Here is a 15,611-nt window from a genome sequence, read left to right as displayed (position 1 = left end):
CTGAATTATTTATTATTAATTACACCCCTTGCGGCTCAGTGTTCGCCAAAATATTGCTATTGGCAATTGGGATGAAAACACTATTTCTTTCAGGATCTCCTGAGCCATTTTTTTCTAAATATTTAGGCTTGTAACCCGCTACTAATTGTGACAGCAATAGCATAATCGAAGCAGCATCATTTTTAGCAGATGCTCCCACTAAAGTTTCTATCGTCATATCCAAATAACTAGGGATGATTTGACTGGCATTTTTCACGACTAACAGTTTTTCATGCTCAGTTTTTTCATACTCTTCTCCCTCAACAAATAACTCTTCAAACAGCTTTTCTCCTGGTCTTAAACCCGTAAATACTATATCAATATCTTTGTTAACCTCATATCCCGAAAGATGAATTAGTTCTTTTGCTAAGTCCACAATTTTTACAGGTTCACCCATATTTAACATTAAAACTTCACCACTACGACCCAGGACAGATGCTTGTAAAACCAGTTGTACAGCCTCCGGTATAGTCATAAAGTAACGACAAATATCGGGATGAGTAACTGTAATTGGTCCCCCTGCTAAAATCTGTTTTTGGAAAGTGGGAACTACACTACCTCGACTCCCTAAAACATTCCCAAAACGCACAGCTACATAAGATTTACCACTTCGTTTTGCTGCTTGTAGAACTAGCATTTCAGCTACTCTCTTACTCGCACCCATAACATTAGTAGGATTAACTGCTTTATCTGTGGAAATCATCACAAAATGTTCGACATTATATTGCAATGCTACCTGTAATAAGTTCCTCGTGCCAATCACATTATTAGTAATTGCTTCGGCCGGGTTTAATTCCATTAGAGGGACGTGTTTATGGGCAGCAGCATGGAAAATTACATCCGGTTTAAATCTCTCAAAAGCGTGTTCTAACCTCGACTGCACCCGAATATCGGCAATAAATGTATAAATCTGCGGAATATTGATAGCTAATTTACCATTATTGATAATTTGGATCAGCTGTTCTAGTTCTTGTTGGATATTAAAAACAGAATTTTCTCCATGTCCAATTAGAATTATTTTGGCAGGTTGACAACGGAGAATTTGCCGACATAGTTCACTCCCAATTGATCCTCCTGAACCCGTAATTAAAACAGTTTTATGTTTAATAAATTTAGACACCCTTTTAATGTCTATATGAATGGGTTCGCGTCTGAGTAAGTCCTCAATTTTGATATCTCTAATACTATCTACCCGGACACGACCATTGAGAATTTCATGTATCCCTGGTAAAGTGCTAGGTTGGACTCCATTAGCTTGACAAATATCAACAATTTCCCGAATAGTTTGTCCAGAAACTGTAGGCATAGCAATAATAATTTTCTGGATTTTTAATGTTTTGATAACCTCAGAAATTTTATAGCGATCGCCCAATACCGGAATTCCCCGTAAATGTATATGCTGTTTTTTGATATCGTCATCAATAAAGCCTACAGGATAAACCCCAAACTGGGGATTTCTTTGCATATCTTCCACCAGAGAAACCCCCGCATTACCCGCACCAATAATCAGCACTCTCTCCCTATGCTTAGATATTTTCTGTCTATGATTTACTCTTTCTACAACCCGCACACTAAATCGTAACGCAATCACACAAATACCAGACAGTATTCCCTCCAAAATTGGCAGTGATTGCGGAAGATTACTTAATAGCACATTGAATGTTTTATCCAATATATTAAATAGCGTTGTTTGGATGACTATCACACCCATCATTAACATGACTATATAGATGATTTCCTCAATACTTGCATATCGCCAATAGCGTTTATAAAAACCACATCCCCAAAAAACAATTAGTTTAACTACTAAAAACAAAATTGTAGCAACCTTTAACTGTGAAATATATTCTTGCAAATTCAGATCACCATCTAAACGCAAGGATAATGCTAAGAATGGTGTCATCGCAAAAATAGTAATATCAAAAATAAACCAATGTCTATTCCTAACTTTACTTAATTGATTAGATAAGGTTTTAATTGTTTTCTCAACAGTAAAATGAGAGACTAAAAATAGGATATTCACATCAACATCTCCAGGAAAATATATGAAATCTTTTCACTAGATAAACACCTGAGATTTTAATTGATAATCTCAAAGACATGATATATTCAAATCACCGTCTTACAGCAGAATTCAGGATTCAGCAGTAAAACTGGCTTACCGTCCGGCTTTAAATTTAGATTCTGTACCTCATTAATCTGCAATCTGCTGTGTTCAAATCACCCTCTTAAATAATTAATAATGTGGTGACTTACAAAAATAAATTTTCACCAATTAAATGAAAATGCCATAGGGTTGATAAATATCAACTAAACATAAACATTAATGTATGGGTTATTATTTTTTATCTTGAACTTATAGAGGTTTTATCAAATTTCCACTGCTTAAGTCATGCCAGTTTGACACAAATTCCCTATTAAATAAAAATAATAGCAGCAAGTATAGTGGTTACACCATATCTGCTGCTTGATGAGTTCAAAAACTTCGATTGTTAACTTTTAATCCAACTATTAAAAACCCATAAACAGCCTGTTGAATTTGCTGTGTGAATTTTTAATTACTAATTTTTAATTCTGTTTTGCGGTACTAGGCTTTTGCTTGTAACGACTTCAGTAATTCAGTATTCACACCCGATTCACGAGTCAGAGAAATTTTACCCGTGCGAGCGATTTCTCTCAATCCAAATTTTTGTAGCACTTGCACGATCGCCACCATTTTACCAGGATCACCCACAACTTCCAAAGTCAAAGAATCTTCAGCCACATCCACAATTCGCGCTCGGAAAATCTGAGATAATTCAATAATCTCCGAACGATTGCTGCTAGTAGCATTTACTTTCAAAAGCATCAACTCTCTTTCTACACAAGGAATTTCTGTAATATCCTGCACCTTGAGAACATTAACTAACTTATACAGTTGTTTAGTCAATTGCTCAATAATGCGATCATCACCAGGGACAACCATCGTAATTCGGGATACTCCATCCTGTTCCGCAGGTCCCACAGCCAGGCTTTCAATATTAAAACCCCGACGCGCAAATAAACTAGCAATGCGGGATAGAACCCCCGCTTCATCTTCCACAATAACTGACAGCGTATGTTTCATCGGCGACTAAAGGAGCATGACATGAACGCAGACCGGCACTCATGACTGCAAAGCGAGTTTCGACTACGCTGCATTGTCGGTCTGAATTTTTATTTTATACTTAATAATTGCCATCATTCCGTTCCTGTGGAAAAGTTATCGCAGGAGTCAGGAGTCACCGAGTCAGGAGTCAGGAGTAAAAACCTGTTGTGGACGGAGTTTCATGAATACCTACGGTACGTTGACAAATTATATTAAAGTAGAGCGATCGCAATTCCTCATAGGTTGGATTGTGGAACGAAACCCAACAATATCTATTTTCAAAGGTAGATGCAGCCTTTAAATCAAAGCCATATATTGTCATCAGCAGTGAAAATTGACAGGAACAAAGTGTTTATGGGTTGGTTACAAAGAATGTTTGGCTTAGAAAAATCCGAAAGCGCCCAAGTTAATCCAACTTCTAGCGATGATGCTAATACACAAACCATCGAGCCAGAACGCATAGGATTAAATGGAGAATACGACCAAAGTGGTTTAGCCAAGCGCGTAGCATTAGCATTTGATCAATATCCTGACCTTAATGATATTGATACACTCTGGGTTGCCCAAACGGGTAGCACTGTGGTACTAAAAGGTAAAGTTCCCACCCAGGATATTCTTAATCAACTAGTTGCCGTAGCTCACACCGTTGATGGCACTACAGATGTTGATACTACACAAGTTAATATTAATTAGATTAATTAGAGTTTGCTAAATAAGTTGTCTGTGATAGCGCAGCGTGACGTAAGTCATAGGCTAGGAGTCAGGAGTCAGGAGTCAGGAGTCATAATTAGAAGAAGAGAAGAATAGTATTAAATCTGGTCAAGTGATAATTCAGCAGCCCCTAATTAGAGTTTGCTAAATAAGTTGTTGGTGAGGACAGGAAGTAGGTAGATGTTTACCAATTACCAATTACCAATTACCCATTACCATTACCAATCCAATCTAAAATCGCCTGGTTAACCTGTTCTGGTGATTCGTCCTGGGGACAATGACCGACATCTTCCAAATATAGCAATTGCAATCTCTCATTGTAGCCCACAAATTGATTTGCTAGTTTTGGCGGCACAAATCGGTCTTTTGTTCCCCAAATTAACAGCATGGGAATTGTTAAGTTTGGTAAAATTTTCTTGACACTAGGACTAAAATTCATCCCTGTTGTGGCTTTAAACAAAGCTCTAAAGGCACGGGCAGATCCCCGATCCTGGGGTGGTCCTGCTAAAATATCTATAAGTTCATCAGTAATGGCTTCAGGATTTGCATAAGCTAAACTAGCCCAAGGACGCAGCACACCAGGACGACGGACAAAATAAAATATCGGTTTCAATATTAATCTAGAAGTAAATATACTTTTAATCCCGCTGACAAGAGGTTGCAAAGCCGTCGGAATCATTTCCTGTTCCAAATTAGGATCAGGTAAACTCATCATCACTATCCCCTTTACCATATCAGGATGGTTAGCGGCTGCGACTAGAGAAATCAGTGAACCGATGGAATTACCCACCAAAACCACTGGTTGACGGATAAAAGTTTGCCAAAAATCGTAAACCTGCTCTACCCAAAGTTCCACATTGTAGTTAGTTGCAGCTTTTTCCGAAGCCCCAAAGCCAATCATGTCCAAAGCGTAAACCGTGTGAGACTTACCCAAAACCTCTAAATTATGTCGCCAATGACCAATGGAAGCGCCGAAACCATGAAGTAAAATTAAGGGTGTTGTTCTTGCATAATCATGGGGAGGACGAATATAAGTATAACGGGTTTGCCAACCACGCCACACCCAATCCCTTTGATTACCAACTCTTTGCTGCCAATGTCTTGCGGTAGTCACAGTTATCTCTTGCTGATTAGTTGGAAACTATATATATATGTTACACTATATTTAATTAGCTTCAATGTATACCTAATTTTGCTATCATGGAAACATCTTCTAGATATCATACCTCTATGTATGTTAGAAGAAAATTGTAACAATAGTTATTAGTGTCAAGTATCATGTAATTTACATTAAATAATGCAGTGGAATCAACTCAGAGTCAGACTATACAGTCAACGACTTGATCGAACTTCTCTTATAAATTTGCTACACTAGAGAGGGATGTTCATTTTCCAATTCTGAGTTACTGTTGTATTTTGCCTTCAATGGCATATCAGACTAACCTAACTAAATCAAGACCAGTCCAAAATCTTAACTAAAGAGCTGCCACTAATCATAATGCCTGTGATTGAGAAAAAAAGAACTCGCGATCTGCCCCAAATTAACGAACGGATTCGCTTCCCGAAAATTCGGGTGATTGACACTGATGGCGCACAACTGGGAATTATAACTCCGCAGGAAGCGATACAATTAGCAGAGGAAAAGGAATTAGACCTGGTGCTAATTAGTGACAAGGCTGATCCGCCAGTATGTCGAATAATGGACTATGGGAAATATAAGTTTGAGCAGGAGAAAAAGGCGCGGGAAGCCCGGAAGAAGCAGCACACGGCTGATGTGAAAGAAGTGAAGATGCGCTACAAGATAGAAGAACATGACTATAATGTGCGCGTTAAACAAGCCGAACGCTTCCTCAAAGACGGCGATAAAGTTAAGGCTACTGTGATGTTCCGGGGTCGGGAAATTCAACACAGTGACTTGGCAGAAACGTTGCTTAAGCGAATGGCTACGGACTTAGAACCTTTTGGTGAACTTCAGCAAGCACCGAAGAAAGAAGGGCGAAATATGATGATGCTGATTTCACCAAAAAAATAATTTTGTCAACAACCTAGTCATGAATGCTGTATAAATTAGTTAGTAATAGGATCTAAAATTGACACCGGGGAGATTTGTCCCATTCCCTCAGCATTCATCCATAATTAGATTTATGTCAATTTATTCTGAAATGATAGTCCTGACGGCTGAGTGGGAAAAATAATACTCAGTTGTTCAGGACTTTTGCTATGGTTTTAGAGAGGACTCCTGACTCCTGACTCCTACTTTAGCTACCCAGACAATAAAACTGTATGGAATTGAAAAATCACGGCTTTTCTAGCAATCGAGGTCTTTTGGCGCGAATGCTTCAGTGGGTGAATCTCCGTCCTGAAGAAGTTGAGCGCACTTGGATGATGTTCGCTTTCTACACAACGGTAGCTGTAGGATTAAGATGGGCAGAGGATAGCACTGTTGCCCTATTTTTAGATCAATATGGAGCAGGACAACTACCTTGGGTTTATATTGCTAGTGCTGTGCTTGGTGCGGGACTGGTAGGTTTATTTTCTTGGTTGCAAAGGATTTTCCCTTTACGTTGGGTGATTGTGGCGATTGTCCCTTGTATGATCGTGCCTTTATTTTTATTAGTATTATGGCGTTGGGGAATAAATATTCCAGCGATCGCAATGGTGATTATTTTTATCCTCCGATTGTGGGTAGATGCTTGTTATGTAGTCAATGATTTGAATACTTCAATTGTTGCTAATCAATTATTTAATATTCGGGAAATTAAACGGACTTATCCACTGGTAAGTAGTGGTTTATTGGTAGCAGATGTCATCAGTGGGTTTAGTTTGCCTGCATTGGTAAAAGTGATGACACTCAATCAGGTGATTATTCTCGCCTGTTTGGTGGTTCTTTGTGGTTCGGGAATTTTATTTCTTTTAACTTATAAATATCGTGGCGCATTTCCGAGTACACCCCAAAGGGATATTTCTGAAGAACAGGGTTCTCGTCATCGTCGCTTGCAAACTCCTTTGAAGCGTTATGTATGGTACTTGTTTATTTTTGTAGCCCTGTTGCAAGTCATGGGTTTGTTAATAGATTTTCAATATCTCAGAGAACTGAATGCTAACTTTGGTAATCAGGATTTGGCGAGTTTTTTGGGGTTATTTGGTGGGATTGTAGGGGTGTGTGAGTTATTTACTCAATGGTTTGTTTCGAGTCGGTTAATTGAGAAAATTGGGGTGTTTTCGACGGCGGCACTGTTACCAATCACTGTAGGATTTTTATTACCATCGGCGATCGCTCTGCTGAGTTTCTTTCCTGCCATTCAAGAGAAAACTGTATTTTGGGGTTTAGTCAGTCTCAAATTCTGTGATGAACTACTCCGCTATACCTTTGTTATCAGTAGCGGGCCTGTTTTATATCAACCGATTCCCGAAGAAATTCGCAGTTGGATACAAACACTATCCGGTGGTACAGCCGAAGCCATATCCAGTGGTTTAACCGGGGTAGTAATTTTCAGCACTTTATGGTTCGTTGAACAATATTTGCCTACATCCCTACAAAAATGGGTGTTTGTGGGAGAAACGGTGATTATTGCGGCTACTTGTTTAAAAGTAATTTGGAATTTGCGATCGCGCTATGTTGATTTATTAGTTTTAAGTGCCGAAAGAGGAGAAGTCAGCGCCGCCACCGTCGGTTTACGAGTATTCCAACAGGGGGTAGTCAAAGCCCTCGTAGAAACAGGCAACACAGCCGATAAAAGTGCTTGTGTCGAACTTTTAGCCCAAATTGATCTCCAGGGAGCAGCCCAGGTTTTAGCCCCCTTACTCCCACAACTAGCACCGGATTTACAAGCTAAAAGTCTGGAAGTAATGCTATTAGCCGGTGCAAATCCAGCCTACTTGCGTGCAGTTAGTCCCCTATTAGAACAGTCTCCAGCTACATTTAATCCAGAGGTATTCGCTCTAGCTTTACGTTACGTTTCCTTAGCTGATGTCAATGCTGATTTAAGCCTTTTAGAAAGGTATCTCCACCCCCAACACCATTCACTCATTCGGGCTACTGCTGCGGCTTTACTCCTGCGTCAGGGAACAACAATCCAAATAGCAGCAGCCACAAATACCATGCAGCAAATGTTAACTCATTCCCAGGAACGAGAACGAATTAACGCCGTGAAAGCCTTCAGAGAATCCCTAGATTTACAAGAATTACGAGTATATATTCCCAGTTTATTAACAGATAAATCTTTGCAGGTACGTTGTGCTGTCTTGGAAATGATTGCCGCAACCAGGTTAGAACAATACTATTCAATCCTCTTAGCAGCCCTATCTTATAAGTCTACCCGCACTACTGCTATCCTTTCTTTAGTGCGGTTAGAGAACAATGCACTCCCTCTCTTATTACAACTAGCGACAAATATTTATAAACCCGAAGTAGTGCGAATGCACGCTTGGCGGACTATTGCTCTCATTGGTACTATCGAAGCACAGGAAAGTTTATGGGTAAATCTAGAAACATCTTGGGGTAGCACCAGAGAATATATTCTGCGGAGTTTAATTAAAATCGGACAACAGTCAGAAAATCAGAATGTTGTGCTGATGTTAGATGAAAGTAGAATAGAAGCTTTAATTAAGGAAGAATTACAATTTTTAGGAGAAATCTATGCTGGTTATGTAGACTTAGAATTAATTAATTCCTTAGATAATCATCACACCAATGAGAGATTAATTTCTATTGGTGAATTATTACAAACCGCACTATTAGAAGTAGAAATTGATGTTAAAGATAGATTGCTATTACTGCTAAAATTACTTTATTCTCCAGCTAAAATTCAAGCCGCAACCTTAGACATTCAATCTGAATCGGTACTAAGTTTAGCTAGAGGTTTAGAAATATTAGACCATACAGTAAAATTAGCATCTAAATCCGTATTACTGCATATCTTAGATCGTCGTCCACCACAGGAAAAACTCCAGCGGCTTATAGAACATGGCATTCTTGAACAGGAAACAATGGCTGGAAATAATAAACAAGAATTAACCATCATAGCTAATCGTCTGCGTAAGTTAATTAGCATTGGTAACTTACTCTCTGATTGGTGTTTGGCTTGTTGTTTTCATTTTGCCCAAGCTGCCCATATCCGTGTTAGTTCTGATCAAATTTTAGTAACTTTGCGTCATCCTACAGGCTTTGTGCGGGAAGCTACTATATCATATTTGAGCGTGGTTTCTGGGCGGGTTATCCAAGAAATTCTCCCTTACTTAAAAACAGATCCACATCCTCTAGTCGCGGCTCAAGTTCAGGAATTAATGAAGAAATCCGTAAGGTAAAAACAGAGAAATAAATTAAGAAGTATTTATCAATTTTCCAGTTTATTTCTCCACCAACAAACCCACCTAAACCACCTGAGTTCGGTGTTAGGAGTTTCTCCTTCGGAGACGCTACGCGAACAGAGTTATGATTTTTTCAACGAGATCATCAGGGTTTGAGACTTATATTTGGGGCAGTTTTGCAAAAATTATCTTATGTCGAACTCAGGTTAAACCAGCATCAAATACTAACTCAACTATCAATATTTATATTATAATTGACTTAACGTAAAATCGTTCCCGAATAGGTTGAGCTTACAGCGATTTCCAATCATATAAGGTACATCTTAGCCCCCTCATCGCTTGCGGGGAGGGGGTTGGGGGTGGGGTTCTTGTTCCGGGTTTGATGACAATTTGCTGTAAGTTGACACCAATGAGCATTGCGCTCAACCCCTACAAAGAATGTGGTTTTTTGTGAATGTGTAACGCTCCTTAACCTTACCCAAAAACAACACCGCGATAAATTTCGGATATCGGTAAATCAACCCCAACAGACTCCAAAAAAATGGATTTTTCTAAATCTTTAAAATCACTCAATAACCAACCTTGAGACTGTTTACTATATTTTTCTATAAAAATTTCATCTTGTTCAACTAATAAATATTCACAAAAACTGCTAATTGAACGATACATCCGAAACTTGCTTTGTCGGTCATAATCTGCGGTTGAAGGTGATAATACTTCTAGAATTAAAATGGGATTTAAAACTTCATCATTGCGGTTGTCATTTAGTTGCGGTTCATCTGCAAAAACCATTACATCTGGATATACTCCGCGTTTATATTCAGGAATCCATAACCTCAAATCACTATTAATTGGCTCACATTTACTATTACGCAGCATAAACTTGAGAAATGCAAAAATATTGCCACCTATACGGCTATGGTTGAGTGATCCTCCCGACATGGGAACAATTTCTCCATCACGATATTCACTGCGTTCTTCAGCTTTTTCTTCAATGGCGCGATATTCATCTAAACTATAACGACGCTCAACAGTAGTAATCATCATCTTGCAACCAATTAGATTGAAGTAATCATGATTCTAGCAAAACTGGATATATTGTTGAATCATTGACATGATTATCAATTATGATTTTTACCAATTGTGAAGCTGAGATCCTCGACTTCTCTAGGAAGTCGGGGATCTGAAAATCATCAACCACCATCAACAGCGAACTGAATCAATAGAGATAGACGCTGACGCAGGGTTTCCAGTCCTAAACGCTGATTAGCAGAAATAAACACGGCTAAAGGAAACTCTTCCCTCGCTAATGCTAGTGTTTCACTACTAACCTGATCAATTTTATTAAAAGCCACTAGCGCCGGTCCTGGTGTAATTGGCATTTGCGCCAGTATATCCCGAACTGAGCGAATATGACTCAACCAAGCAGGATGAGATAAATCTACCAAATGCAATAAAGCATCCGCTTCCGTTACCTCTTCCAATGTTGCCCGAAAAGCATCCATTAAAGATGCGGGTAACTCATGGATAAACCCTACCGTATCCGTCATCAAAGTTTCCTGGGGTGCGCCGGTTTCCGCATGAGGAAGCATTAACCGCCGTGTTGTCGGGTCAAGGGTAGCAAACAATTGGTCAGCCGTGTATACTTCTGCGTTAGTGAGGGCGTTGAGTAAAGTAGATTTACCAGCGTTGGTATAACCCACCAAAGCCACCGAAGGAACTTCTCGATGTTGTCGGCGTTGCCTTAATCTACAACGATGCGCTTGTAATTGATTAACTTCTTGTTGGAGTCGAGAAATGCGTTTTTGAATAGCTCGGCGTTCTGTTTCTAGTTTGGTTTCACCAGGTCCTCTTGTGCCAATACCACCTCCTAATCTGGACATGGATTGACCTCTCCCAGCGAGTCGTGGCATCATATACTCTAACTGTGCCAGTTCTACCTGTAATTTACCTGCACCAGATTGAGCGCGTTGGGCAAAAATATCTAAAATTACTTCGGTGCGGTCAACTACCCTAACACCAATTTGCGCTTCTAAATTGCGAACTTGGGAGGGTGAAAGATCACGATCAAATACTACCAAGTTAGCGCCCAGAGTTTGGGCTGTGAGAGCAGCTTCTTGGACTTTACCTTCGCCAATCACTGTTTGGGGATGAATGCGCGATCGCTTTTGTTGTAATATCTGTAATACAGTACCACCAGCCGTATCCACTAAACGGGTCAATTCCACAATGATGTCCTGGAATTGTTGTGGATGAGTATTTTCCGTTAATACCCCAACAATTAGCACTCGATCATGATCAGCATCTACTTCTTGACCAACAAACTCCCGACTAAATTCCTCTTCTAAACCTTCCACTAAGTTGAGAAAATCCTGGTCGGCTAAAGCATCTAAACTCAGAGGCGGTGATACATGAGAATACATCACAGCATCGGAAATACTCATATCAGAAGATTGAGTCGTAACTAACTGTCTACTATTGGCTACCAGATGCGCTAAATAAGCTTCTTTCACATACCCAGTTGAACCACCACCCCGCTTTGTAAATCCTCCTCCAGTAATATTTAAAACTACTAAAGCATCCAATCTTTGTAAAGCCATTGCCGTTAAGGCGGCTTCATTTGGCGGTTCTGACTTCAGATTAGTGGATAAACAACGAATACCGCTGAGACGTTCTGCTCCGTAACGGGGCAGTTCTAGGGGCGGAATTTGAGTTTGACGCGGAGTACCGACACCAACCCGAATTACCTGTCCGCGACGATTAATGTAAGCACAAACAGGTTGATTTATTTCTGTACTAACTGCTGCCAAACGTTGAGCAAAATCAGTTGTAGTAATGCAATCACCTGATATCCGCTGGTGGTACAGTCGCTGGAGTTGTTTTAGCTGACTGGACTTCAAACCTTGAACATTGCCAAAGATAGTCTCTATAGGCGTTTATGACCAGTTACCTGGTTCCCCCTGAATCCTTACACTGTCTATTTTACAACAGTAATTAGTCAGTTGTCAGTTGTCAGTTGTCAGTTGTCATTGGGAAGAATTTATTCCCCCTGCTCCCTGCTTCCTGCTCCCTTGCTTCTTAGGCGACTATAGATTTATAATTAACGATTGTGAGTTTTTCAAAAAACATAAAAAGTAATGAACGCGCAAGAGATTATTCGCTCAATTGAAGCGGAACAGATGAAATCTGATTTACCCGATATCTATGTCGGTGACACAATCAAGGTCGGAGTCAAAATTCAGGAAGGCACTAAATTCCGTGTGCAACCCTACGAAGGTGTAGTCATAGCTAGACGCAATGGCGGCATCAACGAAACTATCACAGTCCGTAAAGTTTTCCAAGGTGTGGGTGTAGAACGAGTATTTTTGCTTCATTCTCCCCTGGTTGAAAGCATTAAAGTATTGCGTCGTGGTAAAGTTAGACGCGCTAAATTATACTATCTCCGCAATCTAGTCGGCAAGGCAACCCGCATTAAACAAAGATTCGATCGCCCTTTGTGATTCTCAATGGTGAATTAATAGACAGAACCCAGTCTGCAAGCGGCATCCGCCGCTAACTTGCCAAAAGAAAAAAAATAAGTTACAATTAGGATCGAAATTGCGTTAGACTAGAAAAAGTTCAGCGCAATGACTGTAACAGGAAAAGCTTGTGCGCTCTTAGTTCAGTTGGTAGAACGCAGGTCTCCAAAACCTGATGTCGGGGGTTCAAGTCCTCCAGGGCGCGCTCAAAAAGAAAAATATTGCCCGAAGCAATAACGTCACTGCCAAAACAGCAGAAAACGTCAATTATTTCGGGTATAATTTTTTTAAAATATAGCTTTCTTATTACTAAAATCATTGAGACCGAAGCTGTAAACCTTAAAAATCACAAGGTTAGGCTATTTAAGAAACGGGGGTATAACGACTGTGGCCAAAAAAAATGAAGCAGAAATGCCAGAAACCGAAAATGGGTTTAACTTAAACAATTTTTTCCAGGGTACAAAGGAAGAACTTGAGAAAGTGATTTGGCCCAGTCGGAAACAGTTGGTAAGTGAATCTGCCGCTGTACTATTAATGGTTACACTCTCCGCATCTTTGATATATCTGGTCGATGGATTGTTCGCTTGGGCAGCAAAACAGGTGTTCTGATGACTTCTGCAACAGACGAACCACGCAACTCCGAGTTGCAGCTAGAAGAAACACTCTTAACAGCGATGAAAGAAGCACGCTGGTATGCAGTGCAAGTAGCCTCTGGCTGTGAGAAACGGGTAAAGACAAATTTAGAGCAACGTATCCAAACTTTTGATGTCGCTGACAAAATCATCCAAGTGGAAATTCCCCACACCCCAACGGTGAAAATCCGTAAGGATGGTAAACGGCTACCTTCAGAAGAAAAAGTTTTCCCTGGTTATGTGCTAGTCCGAATGGTAATGAGTGATGATACATGGCAAGTGGTAAGAAACACATCTCATGTCATTAACTTTGTGGGTGCAGAGCAAAAGCGTGGTAGCGGTAGAGGTCGTGGTCACGTTAAGCCAGTTCCCCTGAATCCTGCGGAAGTTGAACGCATATTCAAACAAGCCTTGGAACAAGAGCCAGTAGTCAAAATTGATATGGCTTCAGGTGATAAGATAGTTGTGCTTTCGGGTCCATTTAAGGATTTTGAAGGTGAGGTGATTGAAGTTTCCCCAGAACGGAGTAAACTAAAAGCTCTACTCTCGATCTTTGGAAGAGATACACCGGTAGAATTGGAATTTAATCAGGTTAAAAAACAGAGCTAAATACAAATGGCGAAGAAAGTAGTAGCGGTCATTAAGTTGGCCCTGAATGCTGGGAAAGCCAACCCAGCACCGCCAGTTGGTCCCGCGTTGGGTCAACATGGTGTTAACATCATGATGTTCTGCAAAGAGTACAATGCCAAAACAGCAGACCAAGCTGGGATGGTTATACCTGTAGAAATTTCTGTTTATGAAGATAGAAGTTTTACATTTGTCCTCAAAACTCCACCAGCATCAGTATTGATTCGCAAGGCAGCGAAGATTGAAAGAGGCTCAAATGAACCCAACAAAAAGAAAGTTGGTAGCATTAGCAGAACGCAATTACGGGAAATTGCTCAAACTAAACTTCCTGACCTCAACGCCAATGATATTGATGCAGCCATGAATATCGTGGAAGGAACTGCTAAAAACATGGGCGTAACAGTCACAGATTAGGTGACAGGGAACAGGTGACAGGTGACAGTAAATAAAAAAATAACCACTGACAACTGACAACTGAACTAATAACAAAATCATATCGGGGGAGAAGCACGACTTCGAGATGACCCCAGGAGAAAAAAATGGCAAAAAAAGTATCACGCCGCTTACAGGCGTTGCTAGAAAAGGTAGAAGATAAGGATTATACACCCTTAGAAGCATTGGCTTTGTTAAAAGAAACGGCAACTGCTAAGTTTCCTGAAGCTGCTGAAGCTCATATCCGTTTAGGAATTGATCCTAAATATACAGACCAACAGTTGCGGACAACGGTGGCACTACCCAAGGGTACAGGACAGATTATCCGGGTAGCAGTTATCGCCAGAGGTGAAAAAGTCACAGAAGCAACTAACGCTGGTGCTGATATTGCTGGTTCTGAAGAACTGATTGAAGATATTCAGAAGGGCATGATGGACTTTGATAAGCTGATTGCTACGCCGGATGTGATGCCACAGGTAGCAAAGCTGGGTAAATTATTAGGTCCACGGGGTTTGATGCCTTCACCCAAGGGGGGAACAGTAACATTTGATGTTGCTAGTGCGATCGCTGAATTCAAAGCTGGTAAATTAGAATATCGGGCTGATCGGACTGGGATTGTCCATGTTATGTTTGGTAAGGCTGCTTTTTCACCTGAAGATTTATTGATCAACTTGAAGGCATTACAAGAGTCAATTGACCGTAACCGTCCTTCAGGCGCTAAAGGTCGTTATTGGCGGTCAGTGTATATATCCTCAACAATGGGTCCGTCAATTGCTATTGACATCGCAGCCTTACGAGAGTTAAAAATAACTGACGCTGCATAATTCTAGATTTTAGATTTTAGATTTTAGATTTTATAGTTGCTAGATAGATAATTGAATTTTTTGTTTCGTTATCAAGCTTTAATTTCAAATCCAAAATCCAAAATCCAAAATCCAAAATTTAATAAAGCCGGAGACAGCAGGTGCTAACAGCTTAATACCCTGCCGAGGTTGTAATTTTAAATACCGAAAGTTTAAGCCGTAAAAGCGGAATAACAACGGGATTAAAAATACCACTTTGAAACCCTGGCTAAGTTAGCTGGGGTTAATTGTTTTCGGTAAGTCAGCATTACAGGTGACAGGTTACAGGTGACAGGTTACAGGTGACAGGTAACAGGTGACAGGTGACAGGTGACAGGTGACAGGTGACAGGTGACAGGTAACAGGTAACAGG

General features: G+C 40.2%; 14 protein-coding genes, 1 tRNA gene and 1 other annotated feature. Of the genes, 9 read left to right on the top strand and 6 right to left on the bottom strand.

The window, feature by feature from the left end; genetic code table 11:
* Window positions 1-19: 19 nt before the first annotated feature.
* From PN471_RS18795 to PN471_RS18785, 3 genes are all read right to left on the bottom strand, one after another.
* Window positions 20-2,062, bottom strand: coding sequence for a polysaccharide biosynthesis protein (locus tag PN471_RS18795; protein WP_271778128.1), 2,043 nt, complete (start codon window positions 2,060-2,062; stop codon window positions 20-22).
* Between the two features lie 564 nt (window positions 2,063-2,626).
* A complete protein-coding gene (gene ilvN / locus PN471_RS18790; protein WP_193891496.1) occupies window positions 2,627-3,145 on the bottom strand; it encodes an acetolactate synthase small subunit in 519 nt (172 codons plus the stop codon).
* A 169-nt stretch (window positions 3,146-3,314) separates the two neighbouring features.
* Window positions 3,315-3,488, bottom strand: a complete 174-nt coding sequence (locus tag PN471_RS18785; RefSeq protein ID WP_271778127.1) for a hypothetical protein — start codon at window positions 3,486-3,488, stop codon at window positions 3,315-3,317.
* A gap of 32 nt (window positions 3,489-3,520) precedes the next feature.
* Between PN471_RS18785 and PN471_RS18780 the strand changes: the two genes are divergently transcribed.
* Window positions 3,521-3,859, top strand: coding sequence for a BON domain-containing protein (locus PN471_RS18780; RefSeq protein WP_271778150.1), 339 nt, complete (start codon window positions 3,521-3,523; stop codon window positions 3,857-3,859).
* A 223-nt stretch (window positions 3,860-4,082) separates the two neighbouring features.
* Here the strand turns inward: PN471_RS18780 and PN471_RS18775 are convergent, their stop codons facing one another.
* Window positions 4,083-4,991, bottom strand: a complete 909-nt coding sequence (locus PN471_RS18775; protein WP_271778126.1) for an alpha/beta fold hydrolase — start codon at window positions 4,989-4,991, stop codon at window positions 4,083-4,085.
* Window positions 4,992-5,375: 384 nt separating this feature from the next.
* On the opposite strand from PN471_RS18775, the gene infC reads away from it, so the two are divergent.
* Both infC and PN471_RS18765 read left to right on the top strand, forming a co-directional pair.
* Window positions 5,376-5,909 (top strand): translation initiation factor IF-3, encoded by a 534-nt coding sequence (infC, locus tag PN471_RS18770; protein ID WP_015083285.1) that lies wholly within the window; start codon window positions 5,376-5,378, stop codon window positions 5,907-5,909.
* Window positions 5,910-6,160: 251 nt separating this feature from the next.
* Complete coding sequence (locus tag PN471_RS18765) at window positions 6,161-9,184, top strand: MFS transporter (RefSeq protein WP_271778125.1); 3,024 nt, start codon at window positions 6,161-6,163, stop codon at window positions 9,182-9,184.
* 477 nt (window positions 9,185-9,661) lie between these two features.
* Here PN471_RS18765 and PN471_RS18760 read toward each other — a convergent pair whose 3' ends face one another.
* A complete protein-coding gene (locus PN471_RS18760; protein WP_271778149.1) occupies window positions 9,662-10,231 on the bottom strand; it encodes a Uma2 family endonuclease in 570 nt (189 codons plus the stop codon).
* Window positions 10,232-10,380: 149 nt separating this feature from the next.
* Window positions 10,381-12,117: a GTPase HflX gene (gene hflX, locus PN471_RS18755; RefSeq protein WP_271778148.1), complete on the bottom strand. Its 1,737-nt coding sequence runs from the start codon at window positions 12,115-12,117 to the stop codon at window positions 10,381-10,383.
* 207 nt (window positions 12,118-12,324) lie between these two features.
* Between hflX and rplS the strand changes: the two genes are divergently transcribed.
* The 6 genes from rplS (at window position 12,325) to rplA (ending at window position 15,220) form a co-directional block, all read left to right on the top strand.
* Window positions 12,325-12,687 (top strand): 50S ribosomal protein L19, encoded by a 363-nt coding sequence (gene rplS / locus PN471_RS18750; RefSeq protein WP_193891502.1) that lies wholly within the window; start codon window positions 12,325-12,327, stop codon window positions 12,685-12,687.
* Window positions 12,688-12,837: 150 nt separating this feature from the next.
* Window positions 12,838-12,910 (top strand) — tRNA-Trp (locus PN471_RS18745).
* A 182-nt stretch (window positions 12,911-13,092) separates the two neighbouring features.
* Window positions 13,093-13,314 (top strand): preprotein translocase subunit SecE, encoded by a 222-nt coding sequence (gene secE, locus PN471_RS18740; protein WP_015078220.1) that lies wholly within the window; start codon window positions 13,093-13,095, stop codon window positions 13,312-13,314.
* A complete protein-coding gene (gene nusG / locus PN471_RS18735) occupies window positions 13,314-13,946 on the top strand; it encodes a transcription termination/antitermination protein NusG (protein ID WP_271778124.1) in 633 nt (210 codons plus the stop codon). The genes secE and nusG overlap by 1 nt, the downstream gene beginning before the upstream one ends.
* A 6-nt stretch (window positions 13,947-13,952) precedes the next feature.
* Window positions 13,953-14,378: a 50S ribosomal protein L11 gene (gene rplK / locus PN471_RS18730; protein WP_027404878.1), complete on the top strand. Its 426-nt coding sequence runs from the start codon at window positions 13,953-13,955 to the stop codon at window positions 14,376-14,378.
* 125 nt (window positions 14,379-14,503) lie between these two features.
* Window positions 14,504-15,220: a 50S ribosomal protein L1 gene (gene rplA / locus PN471_RS18725; protein ID WP_271778123.1), complete on the top strand. Its 717-nt coding sequence runs from the start codon at window positions 14,504-14,506 to the stop codon at window positions 15,218-15,220.
* A 109-nt stretch (window positions 15,221-15,329) separates the two neighbouring features.
* Window positions 15,330-15,497, top strand: a sequence feature (ribosomal protein L10 leader region).
* Window positions 15,498-15,611: the final 114 nt, after the last annotated feature.

The sequence above is a fragment of the Aphanizomenon sp. CS-733/32 genome (assembly GCF_028330045.1).
Taxonomy (GTDB): Bacteria; Cyanobacteriota; Cyanobacteriia; order Cyanobacteriales; family Nostocaceae; genus Dolichospermum; species Dolichospermum gracile.
Note: the sequence above shows the minus strand (reverse complement) of the source record. Positions and strands in the feature narration are given on the sequence as shown.